This window comes from Paenibacillus sp. FSL K6-1096 (genome assembly GCF_037977055.1).
In the GTDB taxonomy this organism is placed as follows: Bacteria; Bacillota; Bacilli; order Paenibacillales; family Paenibacillaceae; genus Paenibacillus_AQ.
This window is the reverse complement of record NZ_CP150274.1, coordinates 5,845,511-5,868,103: the sequence shown is the minus strand read 5'-3', so window position 1 is coordinate 5,868,103 and position 22,593 is coordinate 5,845,511. Positions and strand designations below refer to the sequence as shown.

Genomic DNA, 22,593 nt, shown 5'->3' with positions numbered 1-22,593 from the left:
ATTACATTCCGCGCCACGACTGCAACCGGGCCAATTGTATGTGAAAAACCGATTACATTCCGCGCCGCGACTGCAACTGGGCCATTTGTATGTCAAAAACCGAATACATTCCGCACCACGACTGCAACTGGGCCATTTGTATGTGAAAAACCGAATACATTCCGCTCCACGACTGCGACCGGGCCAATTGTATGCGAAAAACCGAATACATTCCGCTCCACGACTGCAACCGGGCCATTTGTATGTCAAAAACCGAATACATTCCGCTTCACGACTGCAACTGGGCCATTTGTATGTCAAAAACCGAATACATTCCGCGCCGCACTTAAGATGATTTTAGGACAAGTAATCTATCACCCAAAGGTGACTTTTTATTAAAAGTCTTTTATTCGCCTTATATTTCGTTTACTATATATTATAGTTACTAAAATAAATATGAACTGGCGGTGATTTCTTCCATGACTACACTGAATCCGCTCCAGGCAGACGGGAAGCCGCTGAAGGTCTACGGCTCTCAGACCTGCCGGGGGGACCTTACGGCTGCCAGCGTCGAGGTGCTTGGACATCTGCATGTCCGCGGGAAGCTGGCGGCAGCGCGGCTGAAGCTCCGGGGAGAATGCTCGGTAGCGCAGTCCTGCAATGCGCAGGAGCTGTACTGCTTCGGGAGTCTGCGTACCGGAAGCCTTAAGGCTGTAAGGGTAGTGTCTAACGGGTATTTGTCGGTAGCCCGCTCAGCACACGCGGATGAATTCCGGGCTGACGGCGCTGTGCGAATCGACCGGCTGTCCTGTGCGGTATCGATCCGTATTCAGCTGGGTGCCTGGTGCAAGATCAGACACATGACCTGCGATGGCGAAATTACTGTAGCCCCTTCTTCCAGGCTGCTGAATCTTCCGATGCGCCCATTCCAGACGCTGCGTTGCGGGACCATTGAAGGGGCCGGTATCACCCTGTACAGGACCCGGGCAGACCTCGTATGCGGGCATGATGTTACGATAGGGCCGGGCTGTATCATCGGGGAGATCCGTTACCGGGATCATCTGACCCTTCATCCTCAATCACAAGTAGGCAGAATCACACAAATGAACCAAACTGGAGGTACATAAAATGAGATCATCTTCTGGCCCATTGCTTTACCTGCGCAATTATCTGTCCAAAGCGTTCGTTATCCTGTTTGCCCTGCCCGTGCTGGGCACATGGCTGGTTGGCAGCCTGGTATGTGCCATCATCGCGCCTATTGCCGGCCTCCTGCGGACCTTCGGCTTCAGCGCGATAGGGATGAGGCTCACCCCGTCCTATTCTGTCCCGGAGCTCCTCAGCCTGCCATATGGCTTGGTAGTAGGGTTCCTGCTGGCCTGGTCCTTCTATCACACCCGCCGTCTGCTGCGCAGGTGCATTACTTTCATTAACACATAAAGGGGATTCCAGCAGCCTCAATCAGGCGCTGAAATCCCCCTGTAATCGCAATAACCCCACCGGGTTATTCTCTATGAATGAAGCTCGAAGAGCCGTGCGGTCCGGCCAGCCGGCAGCGAGACGCTCAAGCTGCCAGCCGCAGAATCCCAGCTCCAGGCCGTTCCGTAAGCTCCGGCAGGATAAGCGCAGCGGACCTCTGCCGCCTGTCCCTGAAGCTCGGGCAATGGCAGCTTGACCTCTGCGGCGTCTCCAGCGATCCGCCACACCGCAATATAGCGCATGTCTCCGTGGCGGAGCCCGAGGCTGATCCAGTCTCCCCCGCTGTCAGGCAGGCCGAGCGGCCAGAAGGCGAAGGCTTGCGGAATCCGGGAACGGATGGACTTGTAGTAATCCAGCGCCTCCTTCACCAGTGCCCGGCGCCCCGGCGTCAGCTCGGCCAGATGGCCGCTCTGGTGGACCCGGAGCAGCAGCGCATTGACCATGTTGAAGATGACCTCTTCATCATCGCCCTCGCGCAGCGGATACGACCAGACGGCTGCCTGCTCCGGGGTCAGCGCAGCCGGAGCGCCTGCGGCAATGGCCGCATACTTCACATAATCCTCCTGGTCGCTGGTGGACTGGATGCTGTGGCGGCTCAGCATGGCGTAGTCCATCCGCATTCCGCCGCTGGAGCAGTTCTCGATCACCAGCTGCGGATAACGGGCGAAAATGCTGTCCAGCCACGCCAGATAGGCCCGGTTATGCTGCAGCAGGCCGTCCCCGAAGCTGTCCGCTCCCGTCTCCGTACCGGTTCCGGCATTGATGTTGTAGTCCATCTTGATATACCCGACGCCGTATTCCTCGACCAGCCGGGCGATCACCCCATCGGCATGCTTCCGCACCGCCGGGCTGCGGTAATCGAGCTGATAGCGGCTGCGGTCCTTCACCCGCTTCCCGTGGCGCATGAAGAACCAGCTGTCGTCGGTCTCTGCCAGCTTCGGGCTGTTGATTCCCATCACCTCCAGCTCCAGCCATAAGCCGGGAATCATCCCTTGGCTGCGGATGTAATCCAGCACAAACTTAATGCCCTCCGGGAAGCGCTCGGCGGACGGCTCCCACTCGCCTACGCCGTCCCACCACTCACCGGGGGCATACCAGCCGGCATCGATGCAGAAGTATTCACAGCCGACCCCGGCAGCGGCATCGATCAGCGGCAAGAGCTTCTCCGTCGTCGGGCTGCCCCACAGGCAGTTCATATAGTCATTAAAAATAATCCGCAGCAGCTCATTATCCTCATTCGGCCTGCGGATGATCCGCCGGTACGCCGTCAGCTGCTCAGCCGCAGCCTGGAAGCCGCCTTGCACCGCCCCTGCGGCCACCGGTACAGAAGTGAAGGCTTCGCCGGGTGCGAGCTTCAGCCACCATTGGTTGTCATGCTCGTTAGGCCCTCCGGCCAGCAGGGTGAGCTGGTCGTATTGATCGGTCAGCTCCCAGTGCCAGGAGCCGTTATGCTCGATCTGCCAGAACAGGCTGGCCCCGCTCTCCTTGTTCTCCAGCACCGCCATCGGTAGCAGCTCTGCCGCCGACCAGGAGCCGGTATTGCTGGCGGCAATCCGCTTCGAGCCCCGGTCGGCCAGATGGGACATGCCCAGCTCCGGCAGGCTGTACGCCTTCCATTGCAGCTCGCTTTGCCAGCCGCTGTGGGCCAGGCTCAGCTCTATTTTGCCGCTGCGGTCTCCGCTGCCCTCCTTATCCACTCCGGTCAGGGCAAACGAGGAGATGTACTCCACCCCCGCTTCCGCAGTGCCTTCATTGTGCAGGACAGTCCAGGAGCGCACCACCTGCACCCCGTTATAGAACTGATAATGCTGGACCGCCTTCATACCTGTAAGCGGATCTGCAAGGGCAATCTCCAGCTTGCGCCCCAGCGGATTGAACGTATCCTCGTGGCCGTCATATACCATGCGCAGCCCCGGATAAGAGGCGCGGTGCGTCCGCCCGTGATATTCGGCCCGGTCCTCGCCGGTCATTTGCAGCTCCAGCAGCCGGAAGCCGGCCTTGTTCTTCTCCTCAATGCTTCCCGCCTCAAGCGGCGCAGCGCCGAAATGCAGCAGCCGCACATCCTGCTGCCCTGTCACTTCAATGGTAAGATAAAGCCCGTTCTCGGCAACTTCTATAAGCTTGCTGTCCATGTATCCTGCAGCCTCCTTAATACAGGAACGGCCCCCTCAGTAATTACACCGCGGTGGCCGTTCAAGTTCATCCTGATGCTTTTATTGTGCGGACCCGAACTGAATCCAGGCCTTCTGAATTTCATCGATCGCTTGGTCCTTGGTCTTGCTGCCGCCGATATAAGCCTGCATCAATTCACCGAATTTCTGGTGGAACGTATCCAGCGAATAGTTCACGGACAGGTCGCCGGATTTCTCGGTCTTCAGGATTTCCTCCATCTCCTTAGGCATTTGCAGGTCAGGCATCGGCGCATCCTTGATCGGCGGAATCACCTTGGCTACGTTGGAGAACCAGCTTTTGCCGTAATCAGAGGTATACAGCCAGTTGAAGAATTTGATCGTCTCCTTAGCTACAGCCGAATCCTTGTTGATGCGCAGCGCCTGGTCAGCACCCGTAATGATCTGGGACTGCTCCGGCTTGTCGCTGACCGGATAACCGGCGATGCCGAGATCGAAGTCAGGGGTGATCTTCTTGATGGCCTCTTCATCCCAGGCACCCTTGCCGGTCATGAAGGCGGTTTTGCCGAGGGCGAAGTCACTGACTTCCGCATTGCTGTCGCGTTCCAGCGGCTTGTCTGTACCATGCTTCACGGTCGTATCAATGAAGTTGAAGAAATTATCGTTCAGCACGGGATGATCCTTGAAGGTGGTCTTGCCGGCGATGAAGTCGGCTACCAGGGTCTTGGCGTCTGTACCTGCATCGGTGGCTGCCGCATCAACGAAGTGCTGGAAGATATGCTTCCATACCCACCACTCCTTGTAGGCATTGGCGAACGGTGTAATTCCCTTGGCTTCCAGCTTAGTGATCGCATCATCCAGCTCGGCGGTTGTCTTCGGAACCTCGGTAATGCCGGCATCCGTCAGCAGCTTCTTGTTGTACATCAGGACGAACAGGTTGCCCTTGACCGGAAGCCCGAGCACTTTGCCATCCGAGGAGCTCATATTGGAGCGGACGGCATCGGTCATCGCAGCGGCCAGCGGTTCATTCGTCAGGTCGGCGCTGTATTCGGCAAAAGTATCAATATCGCCGCCCGCAGTCGTCTGGAACACATCCGGGGTGCTGCCGGCCGCAATCTTGGATTTCAGTACCGTATTGTAATCCGCCTGCATAATTTCCAGATTGATCGTTACGTTGGGCTTCACCTTCTTGTATTCGGCGATGTAAGCATTGAAGGCATCGGTGTATTCGGGAGATGCGGTGAACATATTAATCGTGACAGGCTTCGAGGAATCGGCAGTGCTGTTGCCGGCCCCATTTGTTCCACCTGTGTTGTTAGCGGCATTGTTGGTGTTATTTCCGCCGCAGCCCGCCAGCAGTCCCCCTGCCAGCAGCAGACTCGCAGATACGGCCATGAATCGTTTTAACATGGATGTTGCCCCCTTTTTCCTCATACATCTTGTGGTCTTGCTCATCATTCTAAAGAAAAAGAAAAAGGATAAGAAGGTACATAAGTGAACTTATAGGGGTAAAAAAGTGTGCTGATGTAACCGTTTCACTTTTCTCCCCCCTCCAGCTGCTGCCGGAACTCGGAAGGTGAGCAATCATAATAATTGCGGAACGCCTTGCTGAAATAGTTCTTGTCCTTATACCCCAGCATCTCGGAAATATCCTGAATTTTGAGGGCGGGATCACGCAGCAGGGCTGCCGCCTTGTCCATCCTTACCTTCTGCACATACTCGTGGATGCCGTACCCGTATTGCCCCTTGAACAGCTTCATCAGATATTCCCGGCTCAGGAAATATTGCTCCGTGAAGTTTGATATCTTAATATCTTCAAAGTAATGGTTGTCAATGTACGCTTTAATATTCTCCAGTACGCTGCTGCGGTCTCCCGACAGCTTACGGCTGATTCCGCCCGCGTAACCGTCAAAGATATCATTAAGCAGCGCCGTAAACTGCCCGAAGGAAGCGAAGTCACCGGAGATGCCCAGAGCTTGGAGGGCGCTGTCCTTCCCGCTAGAGCTCTGCGGCGGCAGCGCGTCAAGCTGGGCAGCAATCTCGCTGAGCTGCAGCAGGAATACCCGCAGCGCCCGGTCCGCCTCCCCAAGCGTAAAGACTTCAGCCTGCTGCCAGCTCCCGGTGAAATCATTCAGAATGCTGCGCGCATGATTCACATTCCCGCTCTCCAGCGCACTGCGGATCTGCGGCATCCGCCCGGTCAGCGAGGGATTGTCCCGGAGTACAGGCTGCACCGCGCCGCCCTGCACAATCTGGCCGTTCTTCAGGCTGAGCAGATCCAGGTTATCCAACGCCGCCTTGGCCTGCTCATAGGATGCCGCAAGGCCAAGCGGATCATTGCAGGGTCCGCCCAGCCCGCCCGCGCAGGCGATGCCGAACAGCTCCTTCAAGGTGGAGGCCGCTCTTTTCATATGGTGCAGCGACAGGAAAGCCGCCTCTTCCTCGTACCCGTCCTTCATCGTGAACACGGCAATGAATTCCCGGTCCCCCTGGGGGCTGGCGAAGCTGAACGCCCCGAACTGCCCGTCGCTGTGCTCGTTCATCACATTGGTAACGGCAAAATGCAGCAGATCACGGTCCCCGTGGAACCGCTCCTTTCGGACCTGCTCCAGATTGAGCATCCGCAGCGTACCGGCAGCGAAGTGGCTGGCCCCTCCGTCTGCGCCGATCAGCGGCAGGAAGGCTTCATTCGTCTGCGGCTTGAAGCTCCGGTCAAGGATGGACAGGTACATCTTCTCCTTCAGCTTCGGCAGCGACATGTTCAGCGTAATATTGCGGTTGATGAACTCACTCTCCCGCTTACGCTTGGCATCCAGCACGCCGGTAGCCTTGCGCAGGGCATGGTTAAGGTCCGTGCGGTTCACCGGCTTCAGCAGGTAATCCACCACCTTGGAGCGGATCGCCTGGCGCGTATACTCGAAATCATTGTAGCCGCTGATGACAATCATCAGCAGCTCCGGGAATTCCTGCTCGGCGATCTGCAGCAGCTCGGCCCCGCTCAGCTCGGGCATTTTCATATCCACCAGCACCAGATCGAACTTCTCCCGGCGCAGCATCGCAAGACCTGACTTCCCGTCCGTCGCCTCCAGCACCTCGCTGACCCCGATACTCTCCCAGTCTCCCAGAATCTGGATCGCTTCGCGCAGCGGCTCCTCATCGTCAATTATCAATACTCTATACATGTGATCCTCCCCGCGGCAGCCGCATCTCCATTTGTGTTCCCTGTTCACTGCTGTGGATCATCAGGCCCGCCTGCTCCCCGTACAGCAGCTTCAGCCGGGTGTTCAGATTCTTCAAGCCGATGCTCCCGGTTCCATCCTCCCCGTCTGTATCCAGGCCGCGGTCCTCCCACTGAACCTCCAGCGAGCCCATGACCTGCTCCAGCCGCCCGGCCCGGATGCCCGGCCCGTCATCCACCACTGAAATGATACTGTGTGTATCCGTAACATGTGCTTCGATGCGGATAGTCACCGTAGTGGAGACCTTCTCCAGCGCGTGCTTGATGCAGTTCTCGACCAGCGTCTGGATCGACAGCTTGGGAATTCTAAGGTCCATCAGCCCTTCCTCCCAGTCATAGACGACCTGCATCCGGCTGCCGAACCGGGCCTGCTGCAGCGCCAGATAACGCCCGATATGCCGCAGCTCCTCCCTGGCCTGCACGACATCCTTGCCGCTGATACAGTATCGCAGGGTTAACGCCAGATTGTCCACCATCTCAACGATATCATCATTGTGGTTCTTCAGCGCCTTGGTCGAGATCGCCTGGAGCGCATTGTACAGGAAGTGGGGGTTAATTTCCGCCTCCAGCGCTTTGAGGACAGCGTTCTTCTCCACAATTTTCATCTTGTAGCGTTCATTGATCAGCTCATTGGTCCGTTCGACCATTTTGTTGAAATGGCGGGACAGATAGGCGATCTCATCCTTGCCGGATACCGCAGCCTGGGCGTCGAAGCTCCCCGAGCTGAACCGCTTCATCTGCAGCGACAGATTCTTCAGCGGATCGGTGATCCGGTTCGAGATGACGCTGACCAGCACGACCGAGACAATCAGGAACAGCAGGCCAAGCGCCACACTCAGGGTACGCGTCGTCGTGGCCGCTTCGTAGATCTGGGTATACGGAATCGGCTTGACGAGCTTCCAGCCTTCTTTTTGGCTGATGTCGTAGATCACGAGGTACTTCTGCCCGTTGCCGGACCAGGTCACCCGCCCCTTGTGCTCCGGTGTCAGCAGCTCCGTCAGCCCCGCCTCCCTGCTCTCCCGGAAGAACGGCATATCATCCACGACAAAAGGCTCCTCATCCGGGCTGATATACATCAGATGCTCTCCGCTGCTGAACGGAATATCCTTCATAATCTCACCGGTCACCGAGGAATTCAGGTACAGCGACAATACCGCCTGCGGCTCCCGGGAGACGATGGAGCGGATCAGCCGGTGATAGCCCATGAAGACCTTGTCCGGGTTGACCGGGTAATCGGCACTGCTGCCGGGTGCAAGTCTTTTTTCCGCAAAAGATTGATATGAACGATTATACGGACTCGCCAGCGCCCGCTGATACCACGGCAGATCAGTAATGGGCGGATGTGAGGACACCCGCACGGTGATATTGTAGTTCTCCTTGGTTACATAGTAATACTTCTGCTCCTTGATGATATACAGGTACACCGACTCCAGATCATTGCGGGAGAAATACAGATTCTTCAGATAATCCTCCACATACATCCGCGAGCTGTAGTCCTCCGATTCGTGCAGCAGGGCATAATTGAACTCGTCGTAAGAGATCTGGGGCAATGAGAGCTGCTCAATACCGCTCAGGTAGCTCTCCAGATTCCGCCCGACCAGCAGCAGATTGTTGCTTGTGCTGGCGATGCTGTTATCCACCGATTCCCGCTGTAGCATGCGGTAAGAGATGTATGTAAGCGAGCTGACCACCAGGATGATAATAATCGTAAACAACAGGATCAGCTTGTTCGCCAGCCGCCGGGAGATCCGCTCCAGTAAAGGCTCAGCGAGCTTCAACCACACTTTTTTCATGATGTTCCCCTTCTTCCTGCCGCCGGTTTCTGTCCACTGGACAGCCGCTGCACACCGTTCACCTTTTTACCCTTAACTGTCCTCTTAAATCCATTTTGGCGGTCAGGGGGCTGCTCTATAATTACACCATATAGACTAACCGGAATGGTTAAGCGTGGCAAGCCGGGCCTGATTCTTCCACGCAGATAACTCCAGAAGAGGTGCATCCATGTTAAAAACACTCGGCAGACAATGGCGCGAAAGACTCGAATTCGGAATCTTTACACTCCCGGTTCTGATCTGTATTGCTGTAGCCTTCTACATCCCCTTTGCCATGACGATCCGCTATTCCATGACGAAGTGGAACGGGATTGCCAAGCATCCCAAATTCATCGGGCTGGACAATTTCCGCCAGATCTTCTCGGGCGATACGAACTTCTCCAATGCCGCCTGGTTCACGATTAAATATGCGATTCTCTATATCGTAATCATCAACGTACTGGCGATTCTGCTGGCGGTGCTGCTGGACATGAAGCTGAAGAGCACCTCCTGGCTGCGGGCGGCCTTCTTCATCCCTTATATCCTCAGCCTTGTGATTGTCGGCTTCATCTGGAAATTCATCTTCATGCAGGGCTTCAATTCCCTCGGAGAGAGCACCGGGTGGAGCATATTCGGCCTGAGCTGGCTTGGAACACCGGGGCTGGCGTTCATCTCGATCCTTGGCGTGTCCATCTGGCAGTCGATCGGGTTCTATCTGGTGATCTACATCGCCGGGCTGCAATCGGTGCCGGAGGATCTCAAGGAAGCGGCCACCGTTGACGGTGCCGGTCCGCTGAGACGGTTCTTCAGTGTGACGCTGCCGCTGCTGGCTCCATCGATCACGATTTCGGTGTTCATGGCTCTGACCAACTCGATTAAGGTATTCGACGTAATCCTGTCGCTGACCGGCGGCGGCCCCGGCGGAACTACTTATAGTATCGCTTATGATATCTACCGGGATACGTTCCAGAATAACCTGTACGGCTACGGCACAGCCAAAGCGCTGATTCTGTTCCTGGCAGTGCTAGTCGTAACCATCATCCAGCTGACAGTCTTCAAACGCAGAGAGGTAGAGGCCTAATGACAACTAAACCTAACAAGGCAGGCAAGATCATACTCGAAGTGGTGCTCGTGCTCTTGTCTCTGCTGTTCCTGTATCCGTTATTCCTGGCAGTGATCAACTCCCTGAAAAGCTTCGGCGAGGTTATGACCGACGTTATCGCCCTCCCGAAGCACATCAACTTCAGTAACTACGCCTATGTCTGGGAGTTCATCAACTATCCGCGCTTGTTCCTGAACAACTTCATCATTACCGGGGTCGGCCTGCTCGGCATCGTATTCATCTCGTCCATTGCCGCCTATAAGCTGGCCCGGACCAAAACCAGATGGAGCGGCGTCCTCTACTTCCTGTGCATTATGCCGATGCTGATCCCGTTCCAGTCGATCATGCTGACGGTGCTGCAGACGGCCAAAAGCCTGAACATGTCGGAGAGCACCTGGGGACTGGGCCTCTTGTATTGGGGCTTCGGCGCTCCGCTCGCGGTGTTCATCTATCACGGCTTCGTGAAGGGCATTCCGGCTGAGATTGACGAGAGCGCGACGATCGACGGCGCTTCCGGCTTCCGCCTGTTCTTCAGTGTGATCTTTCCGCTGCTGAAATCGGTCACCACCACGATTGTGATCATCGACGTGATGTGGATCTGGAATGACTTCCTGCTCCCGCTGCTGATGGTCAACGGCTCACCAAGCACCAAGACGCTGACGCTGGCGGCCTACACCTTCGTCGGCCAGTATACGTCGGATTGGCAGTATGCGATGACGGCGATGGTAATGGCAGTGCTTCCTTCGATCATCGTGTTCATCTTCCTGCAGAAGTATATTGTTAAGGGCGTCGTGGCGGGGGCGGTTAAGGGCTGATTCGATCCTGCTCCTCTACTCTGCCCGCTTCCGGACGGCAAGAAGGCACAGCCTAAGCGAACTCGCTTGGGGCCGTGCCTTCTTTTTATGAGGTGGATTTTGGGTATAATCGTTCACACAAACTTTTTGCGTCCCCCCCTGGGGAGACACGGACTCACATGCGCTTATTTCGCCGATAGCACCACTTTTGGCACCCTCCGCGGACTCAGTTGCGCTTATTCCGCACACTCTGGCCATAAACGAGGGGGAATCCGAAGAATAAGGTCCACTGAGTCCGCAAATACGGCAAATTCAGTCCTTTCAGACCGAATAAGGGCCTCACAGTCCGCGCATCCACCATCAGCTCACGGGAAGGCCAATTCCTCTCCCCACATCCGCAACCTTTCCAGCAGCTACTGCTCTACCGTCTAACCCCCACCCGGTACACCGGCGTTGCAGTTACACTGTGGAACACCGCCACCGCTTCGCCCTCGAACACCTTCTCCACCGCCATGGCGGCGTCATCGGCCAGCTTGACAGCACCGGTGCGGCGCGGCGTGGTCTCCAGCACGATCTCACCCCGGCGCAGCACCTCGCGGAACCGTAACAACCCGATCTCCCACGGCAAGCCGTTGTAGAAGTGATCGTGAAACAGCTTGCCGCCAGCAAAAGCGTAGCCCACATTGCCTGTATAATCAATGCTCAGCAGTACTTCTTCCGTGCCTTCCAGCACAGTCTCCGGCAGTTCTAGCACCACCTTATGATCATGAATCCGCCGCACCGTAACACCGATCTCTTGGGCCGGAACCTGGACATCATACACCTGGAACCAGCCCTCGCGCCGCCCGCTGACGGCTGCATCCGCCTGGACCGGATGCCACTGCGGGGCCGCCGCAGCTCCGCCCGTATATTCCCGGAACGTGAAGGCATGCTGCCCCGGGCTGATGAATTCGATTCCGTCCGGAGTCTGCACCGGTGGAACAGGTGAGAACAACACCCGGTTCTGTCCGTTCTCCTCCAGCTCCCACAGCTCCGAGGCTTCCCTGGCGCTCACCGCATAGATCCGCACTTCTCTGGCGCCCTCGCGCTTGATGACAATCATGGACGATACATCATGCGGAAGCACGAACGTGTAGCCGCCATCCTGCACTACGTCTCCGGCATCAGCAACAACGTCCAATATGCCGCCCTCCGCCGCGAGCTGGAACTCACCGTCCACCCCTTCCGGCATGGAGAAGAAGTAGGTAGCTGCTTCATCCGTTTCGACTGCCGTGACAGGCTGTGCCGTAGCATACTTAAGATTCAGTCCGTCCAGATCGAAGTTGAACGGCAGCAGGAAGGATGCCTTGGACTGAACCGTCAGGCTGCTCCGCTGCGGGAAGCTAATGACCTCCGCACCCAGCTTAACACCAAACACAACCTCTTCATGTGTATCCATCTGCACATGGTCCTGATAATTATTGACGAACAGGAAGCCCGACCTGCCATTAGTGCGGACTGCATAACGCAGTGAATGCGCATCCTCCGGCGTGATCGCCTCAGCCCCGGCCGGAAGCACCGTTGCCAGCGGAGCCAGCCGGTCAGCGAACCGGCGCAGGAAATAATGCAGCGGGCGGAGCAGGCCGTTCGATTCGCGGATCTGCCCGAACTCGCCGATCGGCGCCTGGAAGTCATAGGTCAGCTTGGGGGTGGTGCTCTCGTTCAGATATCCGGTGCTGCCCACCGGATTCGTTCCGCCGTGGAACATATAATAGCCGATGAAGTTGCAGCCCCCGGCCAGCTTCATTAAGCTCATAGCGATGACGCTCTCCGGCTCCACCTGGAAGCGGGACAGGTACCAGGTCTGCATCCCGCCGCCCATCTCACAGCAGGCGAACGGGTATTTCGTCCGTGGATACGGCGGATTGAATTCACCGCCCGGCGCCTGATCGTCATGGAAGTTCACGAAGACATACTCCGGCGTAGGCTTCTGGGTCTGGTTCGGGTCACTGATGCTCCAGGGCGTATACGCATATCCGCCATACAGCGGCAGCACCTCATCCTCCAGGAACGGTGCGGCTCCCCAGCCTGTGCTCGTATATATCGGAGCTATCAGCCCGGCATCTGACGCGTACTGCTTGAGCAGACGCATATGCTCTGAGCCTTCAGCACCGCTTACCCCGCCGCTAAGATACTCATCGCCCTGCTTGGCGGTCTCCTCCCACAGTGCAGCGGCGGCATTCAGCTCATTCTCCAGCTGGATGCCGATGACCGGCCCGCCGTCCTTGAACATCAGGCCGCGGGCCTGATGCCCGATCTCCCCGAACAGGCGCTGAACAAGCCGCAGATAGCCTGCATCATTGGAGCGGACATCGAACTCGCGCCCGAACAGCCAGTCCGGCAGCCCGCCGTTGCGGACCTCACCGTGGCAGAACGGCCCGACACGCAGAATAACATAGAGTCCGTTATTCCGGCACAGCTTAACGAACCGCCGCAGATCGCGGTTGCCCGTCCAGTCCATCTCCCCTTCCCGCTCTTCATGGTGATTCCAGAAGATATAGGTAGCAATTACATTGATGCCCGACAGCTTCATTTTGCGGATTTCCGTCTCCCAGTCTGCTTCGGGATAACGGGAATAATGGAATTCGCCGCAGATCGCGACATAAGGCTTGCCGTTAAGCTCCATATAATAATTGGTGAAGCTGATCTCATCTCCTTGGGGGCTGGTTCCGCCCAGACGAAGCGAAGAGGGATAGATATTCTTGGGGGACACTTGAGCCTGAATCGTATAATTCATGAGAAGGTCTCCTTTGCCGTTAGGATATGATCCATATACAACCTGTACCTATGATTTCACAAAAACTGCCCCAAAGCCAATGCTTTGGAGCAGTCTGGAAGCTTATGCTGTATGCTTACTTCTGCGCAGCCAGGAACGCATCGATTTGCTTCTGCATTTCCGTCTGTACTTTATCGAGTCCGGCAGATTTCAATTGCTTCAACAGTTCCGCCTGGCCTTTGTCGATATCCTCAATCAAGCCGTATTCCAGCGGAATTGCATAGCGCAGCATAACGTTGCCGATGTTAGCCACTTCGTTCTTCACCGGTGTGGAGTCGAAGACAAAGGTCTCCAGCGGGAAGTGGTAGATGCTGGACTGCCATTTGTCGAACATCGCATTTGCTTCCTCAGGATATGCAGCATCCTGACGGTTCAGCGGGGAGTTCCAGCCCCAGTTCGAGAAGCCTGTGTAGTTCGCGGCAGCAGGACCGGCAGTGAACTTCTTGTCGCCTTCCGGATTGTAGTTGCTTCCGGCAATCCCGTACATAGTCAAATCGTGAATTTCCTTGTCATTCTGCAGCAGGTCGATCAGCATCAGTGCACGCTCAGGGTTCTTCGAGCTGGCATGGACGGACATCCCGTTCTGTGTAGAGATTGCAGCAATTTTCTTCTTGTCCGGTGTCAGATCGGCAATGCCGAGCTCAATTTCCGGTTTGTCACGGCGCATTTCGGACAGGTTAGCGGCTACCGTACCCAGGTTGTGGGCATAAGAGGATACCTTACCTGCCTTGACATCCTGCCATACGTCATTTTTGTTGCTGACTACGTTCTTCGACCATGCGCCGTTATCGGCCAGGTCTTTGTAGTATTTCAGCAGGGTTGTGAACTCTGGAGTGTCATAGATATTGAAGACTTTGCCGGAAGCATCTTCGAGCTTGTACGCCAGCGGCAGCAGGCTGCGGTCGACCAGCTTGAAGTTGTTGTTCTGCTCCAGCAGCGTCTGATCCAGCTCATGGAACTTCCAGCCGTCTGCCGGTTTCGCTCCAAAAGCGGTGATGCCTTTCTCATCCTTAGCAATCGTTTTCAGATATGTGGCGTAGGTCTCAGGGCTGTTGATTTCAGGCAGATTGTATTTCTTGCGCAGATCCTCGCGGTACAGCACCACTTTATCGGTTACCTCAACATTGTTGTTCGGTACCATGAAGAGCTTGCCGTCTACCTTAGCCTGCTCCCAGTTCACCTTCGGCATCACTTCCCAGGTCTTCGGCATGTATTTTTGCAGCATATCATCGGTCAATTCCAAGAAGCCGCCTTTAAGCGCCTGATCGTTATAGAAGGCCCAGTTCGCAGAATACACAAGGTCAAAATCCTCATTGGCCGCGAACTTCAGCGGGTACTTCTGAGTCCAGTCAGACCAGTCCAGGAATTCAGTTTCCACGGTTGCATTGATTTTTTCTTTCAGCTTGGCATTCAGCTCGCCGAAGACCTTATCGTAATCGCCGGGCTGCGGTCCGAGCAGAATCATTTTGAGCTTCACTTCCTTGGAAGTGTCAGGAGCGCCGGAGTTCGTGGCTGCCCCTTCGGATGCTGCCGGAGCCTTGGTGGCTTCAGCTGCTGTATTACCGTTATTGTTACCGCCGCAGGCGCTGAGAACCGTCCCCAGTGTCATCATTGCTGCAAGCGTAGCTGTCAGTTTCTTTTTCTTATTCATCATGACCTGTATTTCCCCCTTAAGATAATAGTTGCTTGATTGTTATATTGATAACCAGGTTGCCCTGTGATCATCCCTTAACGGCACCAATCGTAAGACCTGTAACAAAATACTTCTGAATGAATGGATACGCCAGCAGGATCGGCCCGGTGGCCACAATCGTCATCGCCATCTTCAGGCTCTCGGTCGGCAGATCGGTGTTGACCACCGCGCCGGAGGCCATCATCGCCTTGCGCATACCGTCCATATTGCCGAGCATCTTATAGAGATAGTACTGCAGCGGCATCAGGTCGGACTTGGAGATGAAGAGCAGCGCATTATACCAGTCATTCCAGTAGGCCAGGGCAATGAAGAGACCAATGGTCGCCAGCGCCGGCTTGGACAGCGGCACAATCAGCTGCATGAAGATGCGGAAATCGCCGGCTCCGTCAATTTTGGCGGATTCTGTAATTGCATCCGGGATGCTGCTCATGAACGACTTCATGACGATGATGTAGAACACGTTCATCAGCATCGGCAGGATCAGCACCAGGAGGGTATCCTTCAGATGCAGGTAGTTGACGATCATCAGATACCACGGCACCAGACCGCCGCTGAACAGTGTGGTGAAGAAGAAGAAGAACGAGAAGCTGCTGCGCCATTTGAAATCTCTGCGGGACAGCACGTAGGCGGTCATCGAGGTCAGGAACAGTCCGACCAGCGTACCAATTGCGGTGACGGAGATCGTAATCCCATAGGCCTTGAGCATCTCCTCCGGGTATTTGAACAGCAGGCTGTAAGCTTCCGTAGAGAAGGCTGTCGGGAAGATCTGGAATCCCTTCTCGATGATCGTACTCTCGTCACTTAGGGAAGAGGAGATCACCAGAAGGAACGGGAAGACACAGAAGACTGCCAGTATAGTAAGGGTTACGTACCCGACGATGGACAGGATCATCTTGTCCCGGTTAACCGGCTTTTTGCGCATTTCCGGTGAGTGAATATTTGCAGTTGTTGAACTCATGGGGCATTACCTCCTTTTCCTAGAATAGGGCACGGTCCTTATCGTATCTGCGTACTGCATAGTTGGCGAGCATGATGGTCGCGAAGCCAAGCAGTGACTGGTAGAAGCCGGCTGCCGCAGACATGCCAATCTCATTGGAGGTGGTCAGTGAGCGGAAGACGAAGGTGTCGATAACGTCGGTGGACGAGAACAGCAGGCCGTTGTTGCCGACCATATTGTAGAACATCCCGAAATCGCCGCGGAAGATATTTCCGATAGCCAAGAGGACCAGAATGATGACGGTCGGCATCAGGTTCGGAATCGTGATTTTCATAATCCGCTGGAAAATATTCGCCCCGTCGATTTCCGCCGCTTCGTACATCTCGGTGTCAATACTGGTGATCGCGGCCAGGTACATGATCGTTCCGTAGCCCAGTGTCTTCCAGGCGGAGACGATGACCAGAATGAACGGCCAGTAGGCTGCCGTATTATAGATATCAACCGGTTGCATCCCCAGTCCCTTCAGCAGCACGTTGATGGTACCGACATCGAAGTTGAACAGGTTATACGCAATTGCGCCGACAACAACCCAGGAGATGAAGTAAGGCAGGAACAATACGGTCTGGGTCAGCTTGCGGAACCATTTGCCGGCGACCTCGAACAGCAGGATAGCGGCGAAGATCTGCAACACATTATTAACCACGATAAAGGCAATGTTATATAGAGCCGTATTTCGCGTCACGCGCCAGGCGTCACCCGAATCAAAGAAGAATTTGAAGTTGGCCCATCCGTTCCAGGGGCTGCCGAACACCCCTCCGTTGTAGTCGTATTGCTTAAATGCCAGAATAATCCCCGACATCGGTATATAAGCAAAGAGCAGGAAGAACAATACAGCCGGTGTCAGCATAAGCAGCAAGGATCTGTATTTCTTCACATCATCCCAGAAGCCATGTTGTTTCTGTTTCATCTTGAATCCCCTTTCCTTTTGTTCCGTTTCTCTATAGTTTTATTATAAATAAGCGTACTCACGGTGAGGATTAGGGCTATCAACTAAAAGTAATACTTTTGCAACGATTCGGTTTAGTTATATCCTCTCCAAAAAACAAAAAAACGTTGCCTCTGATTTGAAAAACCAGTGCTGGCAACGTTTGGTAACCTGTTCAGATCTTCTGCTTCTTGCGGTACTCTCCCGGCGTCATGCCGGTAATCTGCTTGAACTGCCGGTTGAAATAGATGATATTCTTATAGCCCATACGCTCGGCAATCTCATAGATCTTGAGTGTCGGATCGCTGAGCAGCTCGAAGACTCTCGCTGTCTTGCGTTCATTGACGTATTCGCTGAAGGGCAGCCCGCTCTCCTCCTTGAACAGGAAGCCGAGATAATTCGGGGTGAAGTCGAAATGGGCCGCGACCTCCTTCAGCGTAATCTTCTTCTCCAGGTTCTCCTCGACGTAGTTCATAATCTCATCGATCAGCTTGCGCTTCTGGCGCTGCCGCTTCACGTACAGCAGCTCGGATAACTCGAAGAACCGCCGCCTCATCCAGGACAGGATATCGTGAATGGTCTCGAACTGGAACAGGATATCCGGCTGATGGGACTCCCACTGCAGCAGCTCGTACAGATTCTCATTCTGCTGCTGCAGGTCGGCATGGAGCTTAGAGGTGATGCGGATAATCAGCTCATAGACATCCTTCTTGCCCGCATTGCGGAACAGCGCCAGCAGATGGTCGTCAATCGCCACCAGATCGTACTGGATGATCGCCTCCAGCAGCTGGTCCACCGTCTGCTCGGTCCAAGCCCCCGGCGTTCCCTGCTGGGACTCCAGGCTGTCGCGGATCAGCCGATTCTTCCCGAGCAGCCACTTCGCGCTGAGCGCAGCCGTGGCCTGCTGGTAGGACTCGTGCAGGCCCGCCTCATCCTGGGCATAACGCCCCACCCCGATGGTTAGCGTGCAGGGGGATTCCTTGGCCATGCTGCGGATCAGCTCATCAAGCAGGCTCAGGAAGCTGTCCGGCGCAAGGCTGCAGAGAATGACAAACCGGTGATGATGGAGCGGGATCAGCGTACCCAGCTTGGCAGACTCAACGAAGTCCTTGATCAGGCCGGCCATCTGCCGTGTCTTGACCCGCGCCTCCTCCTCGGACAGATCGCGCAGCTTCCATTCCAGATCATCGATCTCGGCGATGGCGACTACCGCCCCCTTCTGCAGCAGCGGATTCAGCGCACTGCGCAGATGCGGCTCCGCCGGCTCAGGGGAAGTATCCTCGAACCAGCGCAGGATCAGCTCCTTGTTCACCAGGGACAGCGCCTCGCTGAAAGAACGGCTCTGCTCCCGTTCCTGCTCCAGTGCAGCGGCCAGGGACCCGATCATGTCATAGAGGTCCTTGTCCTCCACCGGCTTCAGCAGATAACCGGAGGCGTTGATCTGAATCGCCTCCTTCGCATAGCTGAAATCCTCGTGGCCGCTGATGAATACAATTTTGACCTTCGGATTAATCACCTTAGCCCGGCGGGCGAACTCCGTTCCCGTCATAATCGGCATCCGTATATCCGAGAGGATCAGATCCACCCGTTCCTGCTCCATAATCTTCAGCGCGTTGAAGCCGCTGTTCGCCGTTCCTACAACGGCGAGGTCCAGAGGACTCGCCAGCACTCTGCGCCGCAGCCATTCCAGATCGACAGCCTCGTCGTCCACCAATAATACATTGATACTCATGACTATCTTTTTCCTCCCGTGTGTATATGATGCTTCTTCCTCTAGCTCTCTTCGTGATCCTGGACTCCAGCGGGCAGCAGCAGTCTGACGGTTGTACCTCCTCCGTAGATGCTGGCAATGGTGACGCCGAAGGCATCGCCGTATCTGAGCTTGATCCGCTCATCGACGTTCTTCACTCCGTATCCGCCCGACTGGCTCGGTCCCTGCATCATCCGCTTGACCACCTCAGGCCTCATCCCGATGCCGTTGTCAATCACCTTCAGCTCAATGTTGCTCCCCACCCGCCTACCGGTTAACCGGATGGCAATCGTCTCGCCGAACCAGGCATGCTTGAACACATTCTCCACAAAAGGCTGCAGCACCAGCTTAATCACCTGCATCTGCAGGATCTCCTCATCCACATCCACATACAGCTTGAAGGTATCAGCATATTTGACCCGCTGGATCTCCAGATAGGTCGCCACCTGCTCCAGCTCCTTTTGCAGCTCGATGTACACATTCCCCTGGTTCAGTGTCAGGCGGTAGAAGCGCGACAGCCCCTGGACCATTTCCGTGACTTTGCCGATTTCGCCCAGATTCGCCAGGCTGCTTATCGTAGAGAGCGTATTGTAGAGAAAATGGGGGTTGATCTGGGCCTGCAGCGCCTCCAGCTCTGCCTGCTTCTTCTGGATGCCCTGCACATAGACGCTGTTGATCAGCCCCTGGATATTGGAGGCCATATCATTGAAGGAATCCGCGATCTGCACGAATTCGTCATTGCCGGAGAAGCGGATGCGCTTCTGGAAATTCCCGTCCTGGAAGGAGCGCACCAGGCCGACGATCCGGCTCATTTTGCGCCCGGAGATCCGGGCAACCAGATAGCCGATCAGAGTCATAACCAGGAAGCTTAAGGAGCAGACCGCAATGATTACCCTGCGCAGCCGTCCGGCATCCTGGGTCAGATATTTATCCGGAACCATTGCTTCAATCACGAAGTCACTGCCCGGAATCTGCTCATGCAGGCTGAGGACATTCTCATGCGTGTTATTATACTCGGCGCTTCCGCGCTGGAACAGAATATCGCCCGTTGTCTCCTCTACCAGCCGCAGCGTAATACCTTCCTCCAGCGGGAAGGTGTCGAAGCCGCCGAACAGGTCCTCCAGCGATACGGTAATCCGCACGTAGCCGATCAGGGTCCGGTAATCGCTGAAGCTGACGAGCGTGCGCACATGGGAGAGATTGCCGAGCTTGCGGTCTGTATCAATCTGCAGCCACAGGTTGTCGCGCTTGGAATCCTTCAGCGACTGGTACCATTCACTGCTCTCAATATCCTCAATGGGAAGAATGTAATAGTCGCTGTCCTTGATCGGCTCATCCAGATTATCGCCGGACACAATATTGATATCCGTGTTCGGCGTGTAGAGCATGAAGCGGATTTTGTTCCCGAACAGCTGCAGCGGCGCGGTAATCTGCGGGACAATCTCATCGATCATCGCCAGATAGATCTCGAACGGAGTCCCCTTCAGACTCAGCGCCCGCTGGAACGGCTGACTGCCGAACAGGTTGTCCGACATCCGCTGGATTTCATCCATCTGGTAGCGGATATTGTTCCTGGACTGCTCCATCCCGGTACGGATGTTGGACTCGGCCATCTCCGTCCGGGAGTCGGTCAGCATCGAATAGGAAATGTATCCGATGAATACATCGGTGAGGAGCACCAGCGCCAGGTAGGGAATCATCATTTTATAGGTAAAAGGCATGTACTTCTTCAGCTTGGGCATCATTCGCGGAACATCCTCTGCATCAATTTCGTTATGTCTATATTATCGTTCCACTGACGGTGAATCATTAACCGGGGCTAGTGTCTCACCGTATCTATTGTAGAGCAGATCAGCCGCACGCGGTTAGTACAATGCTAATAATGAATAGCACAAAATGAATAATCCCGCGCCGAACGCCAAACAGCCCTGGGGGCATGAACTGTCCCCGGGCTGTATTCTTGAACCTTCACCATATCCACATGCGCTTCAGGGCTTCTCGCTGACCACTCCGCCGGGCGAGATCTTGGCATTATAGGAGAGCTGGTTCAGCTTCCTGACCGTCTCTTTATTATAGGCGTCGCCCATGAAATTAGGCTGTCCGCCAATAATTTTGACCGGAGTAATGCTGCTTGTCACCCCTGACTTCCCGATCGTGAAGTGAACCAGCATGGTATGCAGGGTCTTGTCCCCGCCCCGTGTGGAGCGGTTGAAGACGAAATTCCCCAGCGAATAATAAATCGGCTTATGCTTGTAATATTCAATTCCCATAAGGCAGTGGCTGTGCGCCCCGAGAATAATATCCGCTCCGCTGTCAATCATCTGCCGGGCCAGCTTGCGGGCATACGCCTCTGGGTAATCCTTGAATTCCTGATTCCAGTGCATGTAGACAATGGTATAATCGTTCTCCTTGGCAGACTTCTTAATCGCGCTCAGCAGCGGCTCATCCTTGTAGGCGGAGGCTGCGCCCGGGCTGTTCTTGCCGGCGTACCAGGAAGGGTCAGACAGCACCCGGCTGGCGCCCAGAATGGCGATCCGCTTGCCCTTAACGGTCTTGGTGTACGGCTTAAAGGCCTCTTCGGCATTGGACCCGGCACCGGTATGCCCGATCTTGTTCCGGTCGAGATGCGTCAGCGTATCCAGCATGGCGGTCCGTCCATAGTCGAGGATGTGATTGTTCGCCAGGGTGACCCCGTCAATCCCCGCATAACTCAGTCCGGCCAGCGCCGCCGGCTTCGAGCGGAAGACAAACGTCTTGCCTGCCGCCTCCCCGCGCACCGAGACCGGCGTCTCCAGATTGGCGAAGGCCAAGTCCGCCTTCTTCATCACCGGTGCCACCTTCTGAAAAGGGAAATTCACACCGTATTTGGCGATCTGCTCCCCGACAAAGCCGTCCAGCAGGATATCCCCGGCAAACGCGAGGCGAATCTCCTCCTGCGGGGCAGCCCCTTGCCCGCTGACTCCCGCAGCCGGGACAAGCAGGAGCAGAATCATGAGTATAACAGCATATCTGCGCAAGTGTTCTCTATCTCCTTTTTTGGGCATCCCCGTGAGGTTGTCTCCTTGTTTCTTCTGTCCTGAAGCTATTCTACTACACCCGAAGGAAACAACCAAATGATAGGATAATACTCTGCTAGACTTCCACCTTCTTGAGCACCGCCCGGAAGCAGTTCAGACCGCCCCACTGCTCCGTATGCACAGCGTCTGGCGGAAGATTGAAATCGGTCTCGCCCCAATACCGGAATCCGGCCTGCAGCAGAATCTCATTCATCTGCGGCAGATTCACGGTAGGATAATCGAAGGTCAGAATCAGCAGGCCCTCTCCGTTCAGTGTCCGGTGGAACTCGCGGACAGCCAGCACCGTGTCCTGCACAGACAGATGCTCCAGCACCGAAATGCAGAAGATCGTGTCGAAGCTCTCATCCTCATACGGCAGCTTACTCAGATTCGCCTGGGCCAGATGCAGACGGGGCACCGGCACTGCCTCCACCTGGCGGACCGCTTCTGCACCGATGTCCTCGGCTACATTCTGCAGAATGGCCTCCCGCGACAGAATCCGGGCATCCAGATCGCAGGCATAGACCTCAGCGCTCTGCCCGGCCAGATAGAACTTGAGCGGATGGGAAATTCCGCAGGCTGCATCCAGCACAACATCATGCGGTGAAATGAAGTGGGTACACCATTCATATTCATAAGGTCGGCTCCACCAGGCCTCCGGCAATTGATACACCAGCTGCTCACGGCGTGCATCGCTCTTCACAAAGAAACGGGAGACATAAGGATGTGTCGGCATGGCCAGGACTCCTTTATTAAGGGGATTTCGGTAGTGAGAGTATATTCAGGAATCCGGTTTTCATGCTATAACCTGACATCGGCGCATGAAAC

General features: G+C 55.5%; 16 protein-coding genes. 4 read left to right on the top strand and 12 right to left on the bottom strand.

What is annotated here, in order from left to right:
- The first annotated feature begins 458 nt into the window (after positions 1 to 458).
- Complete coding sequence (locus MHI24_RS25820; RefSeq protein WP_340022418.1) at positions 459 to 1,106, top strand: hypothetical protein; 648 nt, start codon at positions 459 to 461, stop codon at positions 1,104 to 1,106.
- Between the two features lies 1 nt (position 1,107).
- Positions 1,108 to 1,416 (top strand): hypothetical protein, encoded by a 309-nt coding sequence (locus MHI24_RS25815; protein ID WP_340022417.1) that lies wholly within the window; start codon positions 1,108 to 1,110, stop codon positions 1,414 to 1,416.
- 71 nt (positions 1,417 to 1,487) lie between these two features.
- Here the strand turns inward: MHI24_RS25815 and MHI24_RS25810 are convergent, their stop codons facing one another.
- From MHI24_RS25810 to MHI24_RS25795, 4 genes are all read right to left on the bottom strand, one after another.
- Positions 1,488 to 3,587, bottom strand: coding sequence for a glycoside hydrolase family 36 protein (locus tag MHI24_RS25810; RefSeq protein ID WP_340022416.1), 2,100 nt, complete (start codon positions 3,585 to 3,587; stop codon positions 1,488 to 1,490).
- An 81-nt stretch (positions 3,588 to 3,668) separates the two neighbouring features.
- A complete protein-coding gene (locus tag MHI24_RS25805) occupies positions 3,669 to 4,994 on the bottom strand; it encodes a sugar ABC transporter substrate-binding protein (RefSeq protein ID WP_340022415.1) in 1,326 nt (441 codons plus the stop codon).
- A 125-nt stretch (positions 4,995 to 5,119) separates the two neighbouring features.
- A complete protein-coding gene (locus MHI24_RS25800; protein WP_340022414.1) occupies positions 5,120 to 6,766 on the bottom strand; it encodes a response regulator in 1,647 nt (548 codons plus the stop codon).
- A complete protein-coding gene (locus tag MHI24_RS25795; RefSeq protein ID WP_340022413.1) occupies positions 6,759 to 8,615 on the bottom strand; it encodes a histidine kinase in 1,857 nt (618 codons plus the stop codon). Before MHI24_RS25795 ends, MHI24_RS25800 begins: the two co-directional genes overlap by 8 nt.
- Positions 8,616 to 8,823: 208 nt before the next feature.
- Between MHI24_RS25795 and MHI24_RS25790 the strand changes: the two genes are divergently transcribed.
- Together MHI24_RS25790 and MHI24_RS25785 are read left to right on the top strand one after the other, a co-directional pair.
- Positions 8,824 to 9,714, top strand: coding sequence for a sugar ABC transporter permease (locus MHI24_RS25790; protein ID WP_340022412.1), 891 nt, complete (start codon positions 8,824 to 8,826; stop codon positions 9,712 to 9,714).
- Positions 9,714 to 10,550: a carbohydrate ABC transporter permease gene (locus MHI24_RS25785; RefSeq protein WP_340022411.1), complete on the top strand. Its 837-nt coding sequence runs from the start codon at positions 9,714 to 9,716 to the stop codon at positions 10,548 to 10,550. The genes MHI24_RS25790 and MHI24_RS25785 overlap by 1 nt, the downstream gene beginning before the upstream one ends.
- 400 nt (positions 10,551 to 10,950) lie before the next feature.
- Here the strand turns inward: MHI24_RS25785 and MHI24_RS25780 are convergent, their stop codons facing one another.
- The 8 genes from MHI24_RS25780 to MHI24_RS25745 form a co-directional block, all read right to left on the bottom strand.
- Positions 10,951 to 13,305, bottom strand: coding sequence for a beta-galactosidase (locus tag MHI24_RS25780; RefSeq protein WP_340022410.1), 2,355 nt, complete (start codon positions 13,303 to 13,305; stop codon positions 10,951 to 10,953).
- A gap of 115 nt (positions 13,306 to 13,420) precedes the next feature.
- Positions 13,421 to 14,998 (bottom strand): ABC transporter substrate-binding protein, encoded by a 1,578-nt coding sequence (locus MHI24_RS25775; RefSeq protein ID WP_340022409.1) that lies wholly within the window; start codon positions 14,996 to 14,998, stop codon positions 13,421 to 13,423.
- Positions 14,999 to 15,065: 67 nt separating this feature from the next.
- Positions 15,066 to 15,995 (bottom strand): carbohydrate ABC transporter permease, encoded by a 930-nt coding sequence (locus tag MHI24_RS25770; protein ID WP_340022408.1) that lies wholly within the window; start codon positions 15,993 to 15,995, stop codon positions 15,066 to 15,068.
- Between the two features lie 19 nt (positions 15,996 to 16,014).
- Positions 16,015 to 16,941: an ABC transporter permease subunit gene (locus tag MHI24_RS25765; RefSeq protein WP_340022407.1), complete on the bottom strand. Its 927-nt coding sequence runs from the start codon at positions 16,939 to 16,941 to the stop codon at positions 16,015 to 16,017.
- 193 nt (positions 16,942 to 17,134) lie between these two features.
- Positions 17,135 to 18,691, bottom strand: coding sequence for a response regulator (locus MHI24_RS25760; protein WP_340022405.1), 1,557 nt, complete (start codon positions 18,689 to 18,691; stop codon positions 17,135 to 17,137).
- 41 nt (positions 18,692 to 18,732) lie between these two features.
- Positions 18,733 to 20,454: a histidine kinase gene (locus MHI24_RS25755; protein WP_340022404.1), complete on the bottom strand. Its 1,722-nt coding sequence runs from the start codon at positions 20,452 to 20,454 to the stop codon at positions 18,733 to 18,735.
- Positions 20,455 to 20,697: 243 nt separating this feature from the next.
- Positions 20,698 to 21,726: a CapA family protein gene (locus MHI24_RS25750; RefSeq protein WP_340022403.1), complete on the bottom strand. Its 1,029-nt coding sequence runs from the start codon at positions 21,724 to 21,726 to the stop codon at positions 20,698 to 20,700.
- 115 nt (positions 21,727 to 21,841) lie between these two features.
- On the bottom strand, positions 21,842 to 22,501 hold the full coding sequence (locus tag MHI24_RS25745; RefSeq protein WP_340022402.1) for a class I SAM-dependent methyltransferase: 660 nt from the start codon (positions 22,499 to 22,501) through the stop codon (positions 21,842 to 21,844).
- Positions 22,502 to 22,593: the final 92 nt, after the last annotated feature.